The organism is Staphylococcus taiwanensis, assembly GCA_020544305.1.
Taxonomy (GTDB): domain Bacteria; phylum Bacillota; class Bacilli; order Staphylococcales; family Staphylococcaceae; genus Staphylococcus; species Staphylococcus taiwanensis.
Genome location: CP058667.1, coordinates 259,478 through 278,086 on the forward strand (window position 1 = coordinate 259,478; position 18,609 = coordinate 278,086).

An 18,609-nucleotide genomic window follows, 5' to 3' on the forward strand; every position below is an offset into this window, starting at 1 on the left:
TTCTTTCGATTGTAATATGTATTTTTATATTTAAGTTCACGTGTAAAATATAATATTTTAGTAATAGACATTATTATATGATACACCCTTGAGATACACATTTAAATGATAAATCCCTAACAAATAAGGTTGCATTCGACGTAAAGAGATTGATTGTGCAATCAAAAAAAGCAGAACAGTAATCCATTATTTGTAGAAATGAATTCATCGTTCTGCTTTAGATAATATGTTTAGGGTTGATAGTGATTTGAAATGAAGCGGTCACTTATGAAAAGTGAGTGTGATAAAATTCTTTAGTGTGTTTCACCTAATGCTACTTTAACGTCTTGTTCTCTTGAAATAGCTTTAATGGCAGCAGTTAAACCTTGCGTGATAGTATCGATAGACATTGATGGTTTCTCAGGTTTATCAGTCACTTGTTCTGGTATAAATGGGACATGAATAAAGCCAAATAATAGTCCAGGGTAAGATTTGTCTGCGAGATATCCTAATTGATATAAGATGTGATTGCATACGAAAGTACCTGCAGTGTTTGAAAGACTTGCTGGTACGCCAGCTTGTTTGATAGCTTCAGTCATTTTCTTCACTGGTAAGTTTGAAAAGTAAGCAGGTGCACCATCATCTTGAATGGCAACATCGATAGGCTGATTGCCTTTATTATCTGGAATACGTGCATCATCTATGTTGATACCCACACGTTCAGGAGTAAGGTCATAACGGCCACCAGCTTGACCAATCGCTAGTACGGCATCGTAATTGCCGTTAGACAGTTCCTTATCGATGACGTTTTTTGATTCGTGAAAAACAGTTGGAATTTCTAACTTTGTAATTGTATGATTGCCAATCGTATCCTCCAATTGCTTTACTGCCTCTAATGCAGGATTAATCTTTTCCCCACCAAATGGATCAAATGCTGTAACTAAAATCTTCATCATTCATTTCCTCCTTTGAATTGTTTAAAATGCCCAGAAATACATTAGAGATATGTGAATTACTATAAGTGCTAATGCAATAGGCGCCTGTGCTTTAATTACACCAAATTCTTGTTTCATCTCAAGTAGTGCGACAGGTAGTGTGTTGAAATTGGCTGCCATAGGCGTTAACAACGTTCCGCAGAAACCACCAGTCATGGCAAGTGCGCCTGCTATGATTGGATCTCCACCCTGTGCTATGACAAAAGGAATACCAATACTTGCTGTAATAACAGTAAATGCAGCGAAAGCATTACCCATAAGCATTGTGAAAAGAACCATACCTAATATATATGCAATTGCACCTATTAAATGGTTACCTTCAGGTAAAAATGAAGATATACCTTTTGAAATGACTTGACCTACACCACTAGCAGTAAAAAGTACGCCAAGTGCTGCTAAGAATTGTGGTAATATACCTGTCGTTCCAACTTGTTGCGTTAAACGGTCACTATCATACAATGTATAAGATAATTTTGGTTTTATAATAATGAGTGCTGCAATTAAACCTACAACAGATGAAATACCTAAACCAATTGCACCGCCAAGTGGTGTCCAATTTGAAACAACTACTGCTACGACAGCTAAGACAATTGCTGGAATAAAAAGCTTATTGCCATATTTAGCAGAACCTTTTTCAACTTCTTTGTCATTGACATCAATAATATTTTTAATTTTAACTTGTCTGAAAAGAGTTAAAACACCCATAGCTAAAACAAGTAACCCATTTATTGCGTTAGGGATATATGGCCCGCCTATGAATAAAATAGCTAAAATTGTCCAAAATGCTGATGTACCTATGCTTTTAGTTTTATCTTGTGAACGTAAAGCACGATAAGCAGTATATAGAAATTGTAGTCCAATAAGTATGTAAAATATTTCTAAAATATGGTTTAAAGTTGTTTCACTCATGATTTTTCACCTCGTTGTGTCCATATTTTTTATTGAAGTAACGATCGAGTAAAATATTTTTAATCCAAACTAAGATAAGTGTGATGATAGCAATAGGAATTGAAGCGAGCACTAAACTCATTGCATTCACTTTGATGTCTAGAGATTGGAAAGTCCCGACCATTAACAAGACACCCGCAGCACCAACAAATAAGTTTTGACCGAAGAAATTACCATAGTTTTCCATAGCTGATGCTTCGGCTTTTAACTTCTCAATATCTTTTTCATCAATATCTTTATCTGAGAGATTATAACGTGTTCGAAGAGCACCTTGAACCATTGGATTGATTAAAGGTCTAACAAATTGAGGATGACCACCGATACGTATTGAAGCCACGCCAGCGATTTCTCGAATAATTAAATATAAAGTAAGAAGGCGACCGGTTGTTATTTTCTTAACGTTACTAATTAGTTTAGAAGCTTGTTGCTTCAAACCAAAACGTTCAATTAAACCAACCATAGGAAGTGTAAGCATAAATAAAGTTACAAGACGTTGATCCACAAAGGCTTTTCCAAGTGTAGAAAGTACTTCAACGATATCCATACCAGCAACTAAACCAGTTACAACAGCAGCAATTAAAATAATCGCTATTGTATCAAATTTTAAGATAAACCCAATAATGATAATTAAAATACCAATTAATTTAATCCATTCCATATGAACACTCCTTTGATGTATTAACTATAATAAAAAATAAAAAGTTATAATTTTCTTAATATTAGCACAACTATTTTCTATATAGAAGAGGATATAAAATAAAAAGATTAATATTTTAATATGTGCTCATATTAATGAAAAATTGTATAAAATCATAAAATATTTTATGAGAATTTTATGAACATAAGTATTTATTAATGTATTATTATACTTATATGATAAAATTTACTTATAAATTAAAGGAGGAATGTATTATGGCAAAAACAGCAGTTATTACAGGGTCAGCCGCGGGATTAGGTAAAGGAATTGCAGAACGTTTAGCAAATGAAGGGTTTAATATTGTGCTTCAAGATATTAACCAAGATACATTATTAAAAACCGAAGAAGAATTTAAAGACAAAGGTTTTAATGTTGTAGCTTTCCATAGTGACGTTTCTAAAAAGAAAGAACAAGAGGAATTAGTTCAATTTGCAGTTGCAGAATTTGGTCAAATTGATGTCTTTGTAAACAATGCTGGCGTAGATGCTGTATCTTCAATTTTAGAAATTACTGAAGACGAATTAGATAAATTATTCCATATTAACGTTTATGGAACGCTTTTCGGCATTCAAGCAGCAGCGAAACAATTTATTAAGCAAAATAGTAAAGGTAAAATTATTAACGCATGTAGTATCGCCGGACACGAATCTTATGAAGTGTTAGGTACATATTGTGCTACAAAATATTCAGTACGTTCATTCACACAAACAGCAGCTAAAGAATTAGCTGAAAAAGGTATTACAGTGAATGCATACTGTCCGGGCGTAGCTAAAACTGAAATGTGGGATCGTATCGATGCAGCCATGGTTGAATTAGATGACAATTTGAAACCAGGCGATGCATTTGAGCAATTCTCATCAGCAATCAAATTAGGACGCTACCAAGAACCAAAAGATGTAGCTGCTTTAGTAGCATTCTTAGCATCGCCGGATTCTGACTATATTACAGGACAAGCTATCCTAACAGACGGTGGATTAGTGTATAGATAAATCGAGTATTGACACTGGAGAGTATAATATAAAGTACAAGCGTGACTGTTCAATCAGCCACGCTTGTTTATTTATGGTAAATTAATTAACTTTATCGGTAGACAATCCTTGAGGTATAGGATCAAAAATAACTAAATCGTTGCTGTTTAGTAAATCCTCTGTTAATTGTAACTCAGCGATACGATTAGAATTGTAATACTTCACATACAACGTACGCGTTGATAAGTTAAATACAGTTTGGTACAGCGTATAGTGGAATTCATTTTCAGAAGGGCGAACAGCACCTTTAGGAATGCTAACACTATCTAGAATTCTAAAAGCATCAAGTACCGCATCATCGCCATCGTCAGGTAACATATTACTTACGAGATATGCTGCTCTTACATAACGTTCTGCTGATGTATATCCACCTGGCAGGCCAGATGTGCCACTTTCATTTCCTATATATAAATTCTCAAATCGCTTATATTGCGGTTTGTATGGCGTTATATTCGCAAAATTCTTCAAGTTCTCATAATGCCAATTTAAATCTGGACTATTGGTAAGCACGCCAACAGGATTGTCATGGACAACAATGCGTCCTTCGACAAACGTAATTTCTGCAGTACGACCTGTGGCATCAGACACGTGATAATGTAATGGTGGCGCTTCATTGATATCGTTTAAAGTATGCGCAACGACATTGACTTGATTAGACTGTTCAATAAGTTCAGCAATCGATTGATTATATCCAAGAACCCATGTTAATACTTCAGTTTGTGAAATATTGATATAGCCATCGCGTATTTCATTAGAATATGACGCATAACCTCGGTCATATTGATTAGAAATTGCGAGTCCGTGCTCATTTACACCATCACCGAAAATAAACCCTTCCATATCAGACCCAGCACCGGTAAAGCCATACTTTGTTGTGCTTTTATAATCTACACGTGATTCCCAATAGAAATGACGTGGTTGCACAGCAGGATGACCAGTTAGTGGATAATCGTAATCCATAGTGCGACCTAAAATAATGTCGCCATTTTTAGCTTGAAACGTAAAACCCGTACACATATGTAGAAACCTCCATTGTTTAAAATGAGAATTATTATCAATTATAAAGTTTCTATTTATCCATTTCAATTTTTAAAGTTTTTCGGAAAAAAAGTCCTAATATAAAAGTTAATACATACATACTAAAACAAATAATATAGGCCCAAATAATACCATAATAGTCAACAATCACTGATATAACAAAAGTTCCAATAGCGAAGAAAATACTATTGAATAAATTGTTTAGTATGTAGGTAGAAGTAAGAATCTCTTTAGGCGTATAACGTTGAACCATCGAATTGAAAGAAATATAACGCATATCTTCGAAAATGCCCATAAACAATGAAAATAGTAGGGCAACCATTATTGAATGATGGAGAATAAAACTTAAATTAATGAATGCTAAAAGTAACGGAACGTAAATAATAATTGAATAGTTCATTTGGGTGAAGAAGCGGTCCTTATAATTAATCCAAAGGCCTGCAATTATTGTCCCAGTAAAGAAAAGGGCATTAATCAGTCCAAACCAATAATCAGGGACGTGTAAATAGGTTCTTGTATAAGTTAAAATGAACGCTGCGATCCAAATGGTCGTCGCGAAAGATTCAAAAATTGTAGAAATGTTTAAAAATAAACTCAGTTTATCACGATAATTATCATGAACTACTGTTTTAAAACTACTAAAAATATTCTCCTTTTCTCTTTTATAAATATGACGTTCTGAAAGGCGTAAAATAAAAAAATAACTTATCATTTCAAGTACTAGCGCAAATAAAAATAAGTATTTTGCACCGATAAGACTCATTAAAATACCGCCCAATGCCCAAGTAGACAGTTGAATAATGCTACTCATCATATTCATTAAAGCATTTGCTGATGTGATTGCTTCTTTGTGCTCAATAAAAGGAATCATTGAATTCTTAATTGGGTTTGTGAACCCATCAAACATAGCATTAAAAAAGAGTAAAACAAAAATAAAGAAGGGTGATATGCCAAATATTAATAAACCAGCGATACTTGCTAAACTTACTAATTTAAGACCTTGAAATATAGATAAGACTTGCTTTTGCGTAAAATATTGATAAATATAATTGGAAATAAAACTACTCACAAAAATGCCAGATGTAAAGATAATGGGAATCATTGAGGCAGCAGTCGTTTTAGATGTCATATTAAAAACAATAGCAATAAGGCCGACAATCGTTAAAACATCACCAGTGTTAGCAAATAACTGACTATAAAATAGATAGAAGTAATCTTTACTATGTTTTTTCATATGGCTACACCTCCCAATGATTATCGTAATTTTACACTATTATAGCATTAGTTAGGCATAAAAATATCCCTTATGAGCTAATTAAAACTCATAAGGGATTTGATTCATATATTAAGCATGTGCGTGTTCTGGTACGTCTTTAAAGTTTTCTAAACGACGATTCCATTCTTCATCGCTAATGTTGTTTTTAGCTACATAACGGTTACGTTCATGTTTGGCACAGTCATAAGAACAAGCACCAAGATATTTGTCTTCATTTTCCTCTGAAACAAGAATTTGCTTGTTACATTCAGGGTTTGAGCAGTTAATATAACGTTCGCAAGGTGTACCGTCAAAGTGTTCTTTACCGATTACTGTTTTCTCAACTTGGTTAACATCAACGCTAATACGTTCATCAAAGACGTACATTTTACCGTCCCAATATTGACCTTTTGTTTCAGGGTCTTTACCGTAAGTTGCAATACCACCGTGTAGCTGTCCTACATTCTCAAAGCCTTCTTTAACTAACCAACCAGAGAATTTTTCGCAACGAATACCACCAGTACAATATGTCACAATGTTTTTACCGTCTAATTGGTCTTTGTTCTCACGAATCCAGTCTGGTAAGTCTCTGAAACGTGTAATATCTGGACGAATGGCACCGCGGAAGTGACCGAGATCAAATTCGTAGTCATTTCGTGCATCTAAGATAACAGTATCTTCATCTTCTAATGCTTCTTTAAATTCACTAGGAGAGTAATATTTACCAGTTGTGACACGTGGATCAACATCATCTTCTAAGCCTAAAGCAACGATTTCATTTCTAGGACGTACGTGCATTTTTTTGAAAGCATGGCCTTCAGCTTCATCAATTTTGAACGTCATATCTGCGAAACGTTCATCTGCATGCATATGTTCAATATATTTATCTGTATCTTCTTTCGTACCAGACAATGTGCCATTGATACCTTCTGTAGAAACTAGAATTCTACCTTTTAAGTTGTTCGCTTTACAGAATTCTAAATGCTCAGCTGCAAATGTTTCGGGGTCATCAATTGTTGTATATTTGTAATATAATAACACTCTATAATCCATTTTCTAATTCTCCTCTAAAAATTGTAATATATCGTAAGGGCAAACCGTATCATATAAATATTAGTTCGTTTCTCTTTTTATAAAAATCAACATTATATTATTTTACCAAATTTACAATAACTTTCAATATTTCGGTCTATAAAATAGGGCAACAAACCTATGCTATAAGTAATTTTACTTTTTGAAAGCGATTACATGTAGTACGATAAGTAGTAAGTGTATTAAAGGATTATAATGAGATAAGACTATACTTTTCGAAAAGGGAGGAATTGTTAATTATGACAAATCAATCATTACCAAAATTAACATATACAGGAGTATCTAAAAGTGCAGTGCCCATTATTTCTGAAAATGAATTACAAACGGTAACTGCAGAACCTTGGCTGAAAATTTCAGATGAAGGACTTCAATTAGAAGGGTTAATCTTTGATAGAGATCATAATTTGTTCTTATGTGAAGTATTTGACGGTAAAATTTTTAAAGTTGATCTAAACACAAAAGAAGTTTCAACAGCGTTTCAATCAACAAAACAAAATCCAGCTGCAGTCAAAATACATAAAGATGGACGATTATTTACATGCTATTTAGGTGACTTTGAGTCAACAGGTGGCATCTTCGCCACAGATGAACACGGTGAACAATTTGAAGAGATTATTTCGGAACTTAACACGGAATATTGTATCGATGACATGGTCTTTGATAGTAAAGGTGGTTTCTATTTCACTGATTTCAGAGGGTATTCTACAAATCCTAAAGGTGGCGTCTACTACGTTTCGCCTGACTTCAAGACAGTGACCCCAGTCATTCAGAACATTTCAGTAGCGAATGGTGTAGCGTTAAGTACGGATGAAAAAGTACTATGGGTTACGGAAACGACGACAAACCGACTTCATCGTATTCAATTAGAGGACGATGGCGTGACAATTGCACCATTTGGTGCAACGATTCCATATTACTTTACTGGTCATGAAGGGCCAGATTCAGTATGTATTGATAGCGATGATAATTTATATGTCGCGATGTATGGACAAGGTCGTGTTTTAGTCTTTAATAAACGTGGCTATCCTATTGGTCAAATCTTAATGCCAGGGCGTGATGAAGGTAAAATGTTACGTTCAACACATCCACAATTTATTCCTGGAACAAACCAATTGCTCATTTGTACCAATGACATTGAGAATGGCTCAGAAGGTGGTTCTATGATTTATACCGTCGAAGCCTTTGCGAAAGGTCATGAAAGCTATCAATTTCAGTAAGTAATAAAAACTCAGAAAGATAGTAAATATAAATTATTTTAGAGTAAACAAAACAGTTTTCTATAAATAATCGTGAATTTATTAATTTAAATATTAATGTAGCATTTAATATATAAAAATTTGCAACGTAGAGTGATTTTACACTTTGGTGCTATAATCAAGGCGTCGCTAGCTCTTCCGGCGGTAATTTCGACGGAAGGAGGTGTGATGCCAATGGAGTTAATTTTTTTAACCATCATTGGTCCTGTTATTAAAGGATGTACTATTACGGCTTTTAAATATTGGTTAGACAACCGTAATAAGAAATAAGCGACATCGTCTAACACACCATAAAACCCCTCACTATCGACCTAGTGAGGGGTTTGGTGTTGCCAATGGAATTAATTTATGAATGTATTATATCACTATGAGTAACTTATTGCAAGTTTAATTCGTCCAGCATAAATGATTACTAAGTAATGCTTATTTTCTAATCCAATGAAACTTTTTCGAATATCCAGTATACTGTAATAGAATAATAAGACATCCGCATAAGTATGAAAGGAGTATATGATGAAAGACAATTGGATGAAATATAAAGATGACAGTCTTGTAGCATCATTCTATGATAGCCAGACCACGACGTTTCAAGAACAGGGATTTGAAACTGAATTAGCATTTGGTACTGCAGGTATTCGTGGCCAGTTTGGACTGGGTCCAGGTCGTTTAAATCGCTATACCATACAACGTTTGGCTTTAGGAATTGCTAATTACTTAAAAGATAAAGAAGATAATCCTTCAATTGTCATTCACTATGATATCCGTCATTTATCTTCAGAATTCGCGCATATTATTACGCAAATTTTGACTTCGAATGATATCAAAGTTTATCTGGCAGATGGGTATAAAACAACGCCACAACTATCTTATGCTGTGCGATATTTGCAAACATCTGCGGGTATCATGATTACAGCAAGCCACAACCCTAAAGATTATAACGGTATCAAAGTTTATGGTGCAGATGGCGCGCAATTAGATGAGGATACGTCATTAGAAGTTGCTGAATATATCAATAACTTAGGTAATCCACTTGAGTTAAATATTAAATTAAACCAAGAACGTGTTGAGCAGAACACTATTGATTTACCAAAAGCGGTTTATGGTAGTTACATAAATGAAATTACAAATCTTATAGGCGATATTCCACAATCTGATTTAAAGCTCGTTTATACGAGTTTGCATGGTACTGGTGTGCCGATTATTCCAGACGTTTTAAAGCATCTCAATTTCAAGAATGTAAGCCTAGTTCAATCACAATGTGAACTTGATCCGAATTTTAGTTCCGTGAAAAGTGCGAATCCCGAAGAACGCGAAGCCTTTGATTTAGCAATTCAACAAGCTCATGATATCGACGCTAATTTAATTATTGCAACAGATCCTGACGTGGATCGAATGGGCTTTGTAGAACGAAATACAAATGGTCGTACATATTACTTTGGTGGCAGTGAGATCGGTGCATTACTCATTAAATATCTGCTCGAATACACGAATGTGCCGAATCATTCGGTTGTCATTCAATCTATCGTAAGTGGCGAGTTAGGTAAACGTCTTGCACAACAACATGGGGTCACTGTGAAGGAAGTCTTAATCGGATTTAAACACATTGCTAAAGCCATTCGTGAATTAGATGACACAGAATCATTTTTATTTGCTTATGAAGAAAGCTATGGCTATTTAGCCGATGATTTCGTGCGAGACAAAGACGCCATTCAAATTGTGCCATTGATTATTAAGTATGCTTCTATTTTGAAAAATGAAGGCAAAACACTGCACGATGCATTAAAAGAAATCCATAAAGAAGTAGGCCAGTATCGTGATAAACCGATGTCTAAAGTCTTTGAAGGTAAAGAAGGACAACAACAGATTAATGAATTAATGAATCAGTTAAGACAAAATATTCCTGAAACCATAGCAGGTTTAAAAGTTGTTGCAGTAGAAGATTATGAGACATTAAAACGCCTAAATAAAGAAGATAATACCGAAGAAACAATATCATTACCACAAGCAAATGTGATTCGAATTATCTTTAATGAAGGATTTATTGCCTTAAGACCATCAGGCACAGAACCCAAACTGAAATTCTATCTGTCACTCAATGTCGATAACTTCGAACAAGTATCACAAGACATATATAAATATATATTTGGCGATACCGAATAGCCTGACCAATTTATCTTTCCTAGTACAACTACGTCGCATTGATGGCAAGACGCTACTAGGAATCGCATACGTCTTAAGACAAAAATGAAAACAAAAGCGATGAATCATGACCATATAGTCTTTGTAAAAGGATGGTCAAGCGATTCATCGCTTTTCCTTACTCAAAACAACTTAGTTCCACAGTAGCTGATTGGGAGTGGGACGACGAATTTAAAAAGAATTCTATCTCACTCCAAAACTATGCCTAGAGCAAGCGAACCTAATCAACACAAAGTATTAAATACATTCCCGCGCCAATCCATTTTCAAAAATAAATACTGTCTTTATTCCTAAAAAACACCTACAAATTTGTGACTAAAGAACATTTTTTAAGGTGTTTTTTATAATTTAATAAAAAAAGAATTATAAAATATAAAATGATGTATTATGCAATATTAATTCAGGGTATCTAAATAATATATTAGTTATTATTTAGGGTGGGATGATACATATGAAAAACTTAGAAAGTGAATTTACTGGATGGTTAATTGGTAAAAACAAGGCTAGCGAAAAAACAATTCATCATTATATTCATACGCTAAGTGTCATTGGTGAATTTTTAAATAGTGAAATGAAAGAAAACTATTATAATAAAAATTTTTTACAGTACACTTCTAGTAAATTGTTTAGGAATATATATCAATCTATATTAGAGGATGATACTGAAACTATAATTGAAATTGTAAAAGGGAAAAGACCTAAATATAGTGAAAACCAAAACGAATTGTTTAATAAGTTTATGGAGTATGAAAAACAAAATCATCCGACAGAAATTGTGTTTGAGGACTTCAAATTTGGCAGTGTTCTTAGAACGTATCTGACATTTTTATACGAATTTAATCATATTGATATTGAAGAAGAGATTTTAAATGAACAACAGTTAATTAAACAAGAAACTGGAGAAATCCTAAACACTAATAATTTATATATCAATCCAGAATTACCGCATCCCGTGATGTACTATGTAGATTATGTAACCGGTGATAATTTGTCATATGATGATGAAACATATAAGAAGTATCGATTTATAAAAGGGTTAAAATATGTAGATAATGATAAGTATATTAACAGTGAGGATAAAGAAAAGTTCCATCAATTTTTAGAAGAATTTGGTAATATTCCTGGTTATAGTAAATGTATTCTTCACTTATTAAATAGTGACTATGGAGGCAAGATTCTATTAGCATCAATACCAAGTTCTAAAATTGATAAAGTAAGCATTACAAATAAAGTTGTAGACTATGTTTGTAATAAGGATGCGCGTTTTATTAATGCGAATAATTTAATTCAAAAAGTAAATAATACAGAAACTGCACATGAAAAAAGTGGAACTAGAAATTGGCAAGACCAATTACAAAGTCTAAGTGTTAACACAATACCTAAAGAATATAAAAATTACCCGATTCTAGTTATAGATGATGTTATGACTTCTGGGAGTTCATTTATAGCAATCTATAAATTATTAATCCAATCACTTGGAATCGATAAAGAAAATATTTATTTTTATAGCTATGGCCGTACAATAAAACATGACAATTATATTATGTTAAATACAACTAAAAATATACCTAAGCAAAATCAATCAATAGATGGTATCATTTTTGATTTAGACCAAACAATTTTTGATAATAGTATACTGTTTAATTATGATATGAAAGAACAAAACAGTAGAGGATTAGTTACTGAAATGTTGAATGATAAGAAGATTAAATTGTTTGATGAAATTAAAGAATTGATGTCTATTGTTCAAACTAATAAAAATTTAAAAATTGCTTTTGTCAGTAATAGAGGTAAAACAGCTCAAACAATGTTAGATTATTTTAAAGATGAATTATATATCACAAATGATAATTCAGATACCAACTTTTTATTATCATTTAAAGATTGTATAGTTGAAGATGAAGAACAAAAGCTTTTTAGAATGAAACCAGACAGTTATTTAATAGATGAAGCAATCAAAAAAATGGGGCTTAATACAGAAACAAATAGAGTGATAGGTATTGGTAATGCATTAAATGATATATCAGCTTATAACAATGCAAATATTGAAAGTGTATTAGTTAACTGGGGAAATGATCAAATTATTGATAATGATTTAGGTGCTAACTATGTGTTTGATACAGTAAATGAATTTAAATCATTTATTGCTAATAATCTCCCTAAATAATATGTAATTGAGGTAATACAATGGATAAAATATCGATTTTTATTTTGGCATTAAGCAGCTTTAAAAGAGTAGGCGATGCGACAGTTAAATCTGTTTTAGAAGAAGTAAATGTTGATGAAGATATATTAGATTATAACTACTTATCTAAATTAGAGGGGAAAAAAATACAGAATTTAATTAATGACAAAATCACTAATGAAGAGATTTGGTTATCATCAGTTGAGAAAGCTAAAGCACAAATGATTAATTCAGAAGAGCAAGGTATTTCAGTCATTAACTTTAGTGAGAAACTTTATCCCCAAAATTTATTAAAACAAAAGAAATACCCTCTGATTATATATGTAAAAGGCAATTTGTCTATTTTAAATAATGAAAAAACTGTAGCGATTATTGGTACAAGAAACGCTACAATTTTAGGTAAAAAAATGAATGAACGTATTAGCAAACATTTTTATGAGCGAGGATACACTGTTGTAAGTGGCCTTGCAAAGGGTCATGATGCAATCGCTCATCAAGTAGGTGTGCAGATGACTGGAAAAACAGTTGCCATTCTTGCACATGGTTTAGATCAACCTGTTTATCCTAAGGAAAATAGACGTTTAGCTGATGAAATATTAGAGGCTGGTGGTGCTTGGTTAAGTACTTATCCACTTGGTCAAAAATTGGTGCCCCAATTTTTAGTAGCAAGAGATGAATGGCAAACATCTATGAGTAATGGTGTAATTGCAGTTGAAACAGGAATAAAAGGTGGAACAAATCATGCTTTGAACCATGGTCTAAAACAAAATAAACCAGTGGGCATGTTAGACCATACTAAATTTCCAAAGTTAAGCAATGAAGAACGAAACAACACAGAACAAATACAAGGGAATTTAAAGAGAATTAATGATAATGAAGTGTATCCATTATATGAGTTAAGTAGTATTGAACATTTCGATGAATTAATGCAAACATATTATAATGATTCAAATGTTAATTTTGAAAAAGATAAAAAACAAATGTCACAATCTAAACCAGTGAAAACTGATAATCAAGAAAGTAATAATGTAGAACAATTAGGTTTTGATTTTTAAGTAGACATTAATATATAGACCTGTTTATTTAAAAATAAATTCTTTCTTGATTACTGAAAAAACACCTTATAGTACGCTCATTATTCGCACTATAAGGTGTTATTAGTTTAAATATTAATACTTTCTTAAAAAGTCTAATTGACGATCATATAACTTATTCGCAATATAAGATTGCACCGTATTCAGAATCTCTTCAATTTCCTGGGTCATATTTGATAACACACGCACAGTAAAGCCATGTGTCGGTAATTGTGTTATTCCAAGGCGACAATCATACTGCTGCGTATAATCTTTGATTTCCTCATACACTTCTTCGATTAGCTTTTGCGTCACATCAGGATGAATAAAGTAAGCTGAACCTAAATGCGTATAGTTCTCCATGTAACCAATCGCACTTATCTTCGTTTCACTCGGATGCATACGCAAATTGTCATACACGACAAGTTCATCATCTACATAAATTTCATTTAGTAAATGCATATAGTCATAGGTGAAATGCGCCTCACTGGAAGAATAGCCAGGTGTAAGAATATCTGTGTAGAACATTGACGCCGTTGCATCCAATTTAAATACATTATGTTGGAAGAACTTCGCATGCTCATATGCAATAATCGGGTCACCAACATATTCCATATAACCATCTTTTGCTATATGAAATGTTTGATACTGTTCCACACGATCATTCAACGTCTTGTAAATCTTCGTAGCACCTTGCGATGTTAACGTTACAGCAGCCGCTTCATCTACATTGATGTTCATACGATATCGGTCACCATCTAAGTAACCACCACCAACATTCACAATATAGAACGTTGGAATTGTCGATTGATTTAAATAAACAGGTCGAATGACTTTCAATGCTTTTTCAAAAAAGATATCACGTGCTACCGAACGTTTACCATTATTGAATACTGTCAGGTCAAGCTGGCCAGTCCAAGATTGTTCAGTATCTTGCTTCATTTCTTCAGTCATTAAGCTAACCCTTTAAGGAATACGTCACGTTCAATCCATTCAAGCACATTATCTAAACCTTCATCTGTTTTTAAGTTTGTAAAAGTAAATGGACGATTACCACGGAACGTCTTTGTATCTTCTGCCATTTGGTCTAATGACGCACCTACAAATTCAGCTAAGTCTGTTTTATTAATGATAAAGTAGTCAGATTTAATCATCCCTTGACCACCTTTACGTGGAATCTTCTCGCCTTGAGCAACGTCGATAATGTAGATAGAGAAATCAACTAATTCAGGGCTGAATGTAGCAGCTAAATTATCGCCACCAGATTCAATGAAGATCAGTTCGATATCATCATTACGTTCTAATAATTCATCAATGGCCGCAAAGTTCATTGAAGCATCTTCACGAATAGCTGTATGAGGGCAACCACCAGTTTCAACACCGATGATTCTATCTTCAGCTAACACACCAGTGTTAACTAAGATTTTTTGGTCTTCTTTGGTATAAATATCGTTTGTAATAACGCCGATACTTAAATCTTTAGACAGACGGCGCACTAATTTTTCTACTAATTGTGTTTTACCTGCGCCAACAGGACCGCCTATACCAATTTTAATTGGATTTGCCATAAACAATAACCTCCTATGAAATAAAGATTCTCACATTAACATTCTCATGTTCCATTTGGTTAAGCTCTAATCCTGGAGCTGTTATACCAAAGTCTTCTTTGCTTAATGTGAAAATGTGTTGACGTGTACGTTCGATATGTGGAATCATTTCCGTCACAACTTGTTGACCTGTCGTTTGGCCAAGTGGAATCGCACGTACCGCATTTTGTGTTAAACTTGAAACATTTTGATACAAGTAATAGTCAATAATTGTTTCGATATCAACGCCTAAATGATGACCTAGCATGGTAAAACAAATTGCCGGATGTAACTTAGCACGTTTTTCAGTCATTTGCGTATGGTACCAAGTAATCCATTCACTATCATAGAGTTCCATAGCAAGCTTTGCCATACGCGTTCCCATCTGTTTCGTACCTACACGTGTTTCGCGTGGGAGACTTTGAACGAAGATTAAACGATCGATGTTTAACACTTCATTTGTATCATCATTATCTAAAGCTTGATAAACAAGACGCATTGCTAAACCGTCAGAGTACGTTAACTGTTCATTTAAGAAAAGTTGAAGCCATTCTTTAAATGAAGCAGCATCATGTACGGCATCGCGTTGAATATAAGTTTCAAGACCGAACGAGTGACTGAATGCACCGGTAGGGAATTGTGAATCACAGAACTGAAAAAGTCTTAACTGAGCATGCTCAATCATGTGAATGTCCTATATGTCTAAACGCTTTGTTTACTTTACGATCTTCATGACTATAAGGAATGCCTAAGGTTTTAAGCAAGTCTTCTACTAAATAGTCATATTGGACTAACATTTCAGTTTCTGTAAATTGTGCCGGTAAGTGACGGTTACCAAGTTGATGGGCAATGTCTCCCATCTCTTGCAATGTACGTGGTTTAATAACTAGTAAATCCTCAGAATTGACGTCAACCACAATCATATTAGTATCATCTTGATAAAGAATATCGCCATATTGTAAATCAATGGGTTGTTTTAAACGAATACCAACTTCAGTGCCGTGATCAGTAGTAACACGTTGAATACGTTTAACTAAATCAGAATTCTCTAAATAAACTTTTTCAACGTGTTTTTGTTTATCTTCGGCAGATAAGTTAGCGATGTTGCCTTGAATTTCTTCAATAATCATTAAAAAGTGCCTCCTAGAATAAGAAGTATCGTTGTGTTAATGGTAATTCTGTCGCAGCTTCACTTGTGACTTTTTTACCATCTACAAATACTTCATATGTTTGTGGGTCTACGTCTAATTTAGGTGTTGCATCATTATTTTTCATATCTTTTTTCGTTAAATTACGAATGCCATGCACTGGGCGAACCATACGTTGTAAGTTCAAGTGACGGTAGATGCCACTTTCAAACGCTGTTTTAGATACGAAAGTAATAGATGTATGTTGTAAGTTACCACCATATTGACCATACATTTTACGATATTTTTGAGGCTCAGATGTTGGAATAGAACCGTTAGCGTCACCGTTAACTGCAGAATTAATCATACCGCCTTTAACGATAAGATCTGGTTTCACACCAAAGAATGCTGGTTCCCACATTACTAAATCGGCTAATTTGCCACCTTCAATTGAACCAACATAGTCAGAAATACCATGTGTAATGGCAGGATTAATTGTGTATTTGGCAATGTAACGTTTGATACGATTGTTGTCGTTATATTCCGCATCGCCATCTAAGAAACCACGTTGTTCTTTCATACGGTGTGCGACTTGCCAAGTACGAATAATGACTTCGCCTACGCGTCCCATAGCTTGAGAGTCTGAGCTAACCATACTGAATACGCCCATATCTTGTAATACGTCTTCAGCTGCGATTGTTTCTTTTCTAATACGTGAATCTGCAAATGCGATATCTTCAGGAATAGATGCATTTAAATGGTGTGTAATCATCACCATATCTAAATGTTCATCTACTGTGTTATGCGTATAAGGTAATGTTGGGTTAGTAGATGAAGGTAAGATATTTGGATAAGCAGCTGATTTAATTAAATCAGGCGCATGTCCGCCACCAGCACCTTCTGTATGGTACATGTGTAATACTCGGCCCTTAACGGCTTCCATAGTATCTTCCATGAAACCTGCTTCATTTAATGTATCGGCATGAAGCGCGATTTGAACATCGGATTCGTCAGCAACTTCTAATGCATGATCTAATGCTGAAGGCGTTGCACCCCAGTCTTCATGCACTTTTAATCCGATAACGCCAGCATGGATTTGTTCAATAAGGGCAGTGTTATTAACGGCTTGACCTTTACCAGTGAAACCAACATTAATTGGTAAATTTTCAGCGGCTTCTAACATGCGGTGGATGTGCCAAGGACCAGGGGTAACGGTTGTCGCTTTGGCACCTTCCGAAGCACCTGTACCGCCACCAATATGTGTTGTAATACCACTTTCAAGTGCTACTTCTGCTTGTTCAGGGTTAATAAAGTGAACGTGCGTATCGATACCACCAGCAGTTACGATTTTACCTTCTGCTGAAATAATATCTGTTGTCGCACCGATAATAATATCAATGCCGTCCATAATATCTGGGTTACCAGCTTGTCCAATTGCAAAGATATAACCATTTTTAATACCGATATCTGCTTTAACTACTTTATCGTAATCAATGATAACAGCATTTGTAATAACTAAATCTGCAACATAACGGTCGTCACGTGTCACGTTTGGATTTTGACCCATACCATCACGGATTGATTTACCGCCACCAAATGTCACTTCATCACCATAACTTGTGTAGTCATGTTCAACTTGTGCAAATAAGTTTGTATCACCAAGACGGATTGAGTCGCCTGTAGTTGGACCATAAAGACTGGTATATTGAGATTGTGTCATTTTAAAACTCATTACGCTTTGCCACCTTTTTTATTATGATTTTCTTCACCTTCGTCACCAAATACGCCGGCATATTCATCGTTTTCATCAGTTGGACGGTACACGCGATCTTCATCAATTTGACCATTTACCATGCCTCTGAATCCGTAAATTTTACGTTGACCAGCATATTCTACTAATTGAACTTTCTTTTCATCACCAGGTTCAAAACGCACGGCAGCACCAGCGGGGATATCTAGGTGTTTGCCATAGGCTTTTTCACGTTCAAATTTTAAAGCTTTATTCGCTTCGAAAAAATGAAAATGAGAGCCTACTTGAATTGGACGGTCACCTGTATTTTTAACAGTTAATGCAGTTTCAGCTCGTCCTTTATTAATTTCGATTTCAGTATTTTTTACTTTAACTTCTCCAGGAATCATAATATGTCCTCC

General features: G+C 34.2%; 18 protein-coding genes. 6 read left to right on the top strand and 12 right to left on the bottom strand.

Features of this window, described 5'->3' with window-relative positions; all coding sequences use genetic code 11:
• Positions 1 to 293: 293 nt before the first annotated feature.
• The 3 genes from pcp to HYI43_01225 are packed head-to-tail and all read right to left on the bottom strand — an operon-like array spanning position 294 to position 2,580.
• Positions 294 to 932: a pyroglutamyl-peptidase I gene (gene pcp, locus HYI43_01215; GenBank protein ID UDI79245.1), complete on the bottom strand. Its 639-nt coding sequence runs from the start codon at positions 930 to 932 to the stop codon at positions 294 to 296.
• Positions 933 to 956: 24 nt separating this feature from the next.
• Entirely contained in the window at positions 957 to 1,883 is a 927-nt protein-coding gene (locus HYI43_01220) for a DUF979 domain-containing protein (GenBank protein ID UDI77236.1), read from the bottom strand.
• Positions 1,876 to 2,580 carry a DUF969 domain-containing protein gene (locus tag HYI43_01225; GenBank protein ID UDI77237.1) on the bottom strand — a complete coding sequence of 235 codons (705 nt, stop codon included), beginning with the start codon at positions 2,578 to 2,580 and terminating at the stop codon, positions 1,876 to 1,878. Before HYI43_01225 ends, HYI43_01220 begins: the two co-directional genes overlap by 8 nt.
• Positions 2,581 to 2,834: 254 nt before the next feature.
• Between HYI43_01225 and HYI43_01230 the strand changes: the two genes are divergently transcribed.
• A complete protein-coding gene (locus tag HYI43_01230; GenBank protein UDI77238.1) occupies positions 2,835 to 3,608 on the top strand; it encodes an acetoin reductase in 774 nt (257 codons plus the stop codon).
• An 81-nt stretch (positions 3,609 to 3,689) separates the two neighbouring features.
• Here HYI43_01230 and HYI43_01235 read toward each other — a convergent pair whose 3' ends face one another.
• The 3 genes from HYI43_01235 to HYI43_01245 form a co-directional block, all read right to left on the bottom strand.
• Positions 3,690 to 4,664: a choloylglycine hydrolase family protein gene (locus HYI43_01235; GenBank protein ID UDI77239.1), complete on the bottom strand. Its 975-nt coding sequence runs from the start codon at positions 4,662 to 4,664 to the stop codon at positions 3,690 to 3,692.
• 52 nt (positions 4,665 to 4,716) lie between these two features.
• Complete coding sequence (locus HYI43_01240) at positions 4,717 to 5,919, bottom strand: MFS transporter (protein UDI77240.1); 1,203 nt, start codon at positions 5,917 to 5,919, stop codon at positions 4,717 to 4,719.
• Positions 5,920 to 6,030: 111 nt separating this feature from the next.
• On the bottom strand, positions 6,031 to 6,993 hold the full coding sequence (locus HYI43_01245) for a rhodanese-related sulfurtransferase (protein UDI77241.1): 963 nt from the start codon (positions 6,991 to 6,993) through the stop codon (positions 6,031 to 6,033).
• Positions 6,994 to 7,271: 278 nt separating this feature from the next.
• Between HYI43_01245 and HYI43_01250 the strand changes: the two genes are divergently transcribed.
• From HYI43_01250 to HYI43_01270, 5 genes are all read left to right on the top strand, one after another.
• On the top strand, positions 7,272 to 8,249 hold the full coding sequence (locus HYI43_01250) for an SMP-30/gluconolactonase/LRE family protein (GenBank protein ID UDI77242.1): 978 nt from the start codon (positions 7,272 to 7,274) through the stop codon (positions 8,247 to 8,249).
• Positions 8,250 to 8,462: 213 nt separating this feature from the next.
• Positions 8,463 to 8,558, top strand: a complete 96-nt coding sequence (locus HYI43_01255) for a type I toxin-antitoxin system Fst family toxin (protein ID UDI77243.1) — start codon at positions 8,463 to 8,465, stop codon at positions 8,556 to 8,558.
• Between the two features lie 243 nt (positions 8,559 to 8,801).
• Complete coding sequence (locus tag HYI43_01260; protein ID UDI77244.1) at positions 8,802 to 10,448, top strand: phospho-sugar mutase; 1,647 nt, start codon at positions 8,802 to 8,804, stop codon at positions 10,446 to 10,448.
• Between the two features lie 490 nt (positions 10,449 to 10,938).
• Positions 10,939 to 12,654, top strand: coding sequence for a hypothetical protein (locus HYI43_01265; protein UDI77245.1), 1,716 nt, complete (start codon positions 10,939 to 10,941; stop codon positions 12,652 to 12,654).
• A 20-nt stretch (positions 12,655 to 12,674) separates the two neighbouring features.
• Positions 12,675 to 13,727, top strand: a complete 1,053-nt coding sequence (locus HYI43_01270) for a DNA-processing protein DprA (GenBank protein UDI77246.1) — start codon at positions 12,675 to 12,677, stop codon at positions 13,725 to 13,727.
• Positions 13,728 to 13,841: 114 nt separating this feature from the next.
• Here HYI43_01270 and HYI43_01275 read toward each other — a convergent pair whose 3' ends face one another.
• From HYI43_01275 to HYI43_01300, 6 genes are read right to left on the bottom strand one after another with little or no spacing between them, the layout of a single operon-like run.
• Complete coding sequence (locus HYI43_01275) at positions 13,842 to 14,699, bottom strand: urease accessory protein UreD (protein UDI77247.1); 858 nt, start codon at positions 14,697 to 14,699, stop codon at positions 13,842 to 13,844.
• On the bottom strand, positions 14,699 to 15,313 hold the full coding sequence (gene ureG, locus HYI43_01280; protein UDI77248.1) for an urease accessory protein UreG: 615 nt from the start codon (positions 15,311 to 15,313) through the stop codon (positions 14,699 to 14,701). Before ureG ends, HYI43_01275 begins: the two co-directional genes overlap by 1 nt.
• Before the next feature lie 13 nt (positions 15,314 to 15,326).
• Positions 15,327 to 16,016 carry an urease accessory protein UreF gene (locus HYI43_01285; GenBank protein ID UDI77249.1) on the bottom strand — a complete coding sequence of 230 codons (690 nt, stop codon included), beginning with the start codon at positions 16,014 to 16,016 and terminating at the stop codon, positions 15,327 to 15,329.
• Positions 16,009 to 16,461 carry an urease accessory protein UreE gene (gene ureE / locus HYI43_01290; protein UDI77250.1) on the bottom strand — a complete coding sequence of 151 codons (453 nt, stop codon included), beginning with the start codon at positions 16,459 to 16,461 and terminating at the stop codon, positions 16,009 to 16,011. The genes HYI43_01285 and ureE overlap by 8 nt, the downstream gene beginning before the upstream one ends.
• Before the next feature lie 13 nt (positions 16,462 to 16,474).
• Positions 16,475 to 18,190 (bottom strand): urease subunit alpha, encoded by a 1,716-nt coding sequence (ureC, locus tag HYI43_01295; GenBank protein ID UDI77251.1) that lies wholly within the window; start codon positions 18,188 to 18,190, stop codon positions 16,475 to 16,477.
• Positions 18,190 to 18,597, bottom strand: a complete 408-nt coding sequence (locus HYI43_01300; protein ID UDI77252.1) for an urease subunit beta — start codon at positions 18,595 to 18,597, stop codon at positions 18,190 to 18,192. The genes ureC and HYI43_01300 overlap by 1 nt, the downstream gene beginning before the upstream one ends.
• Positions 18,598 to 18,609: the final 12 nt, after the last annotated feature.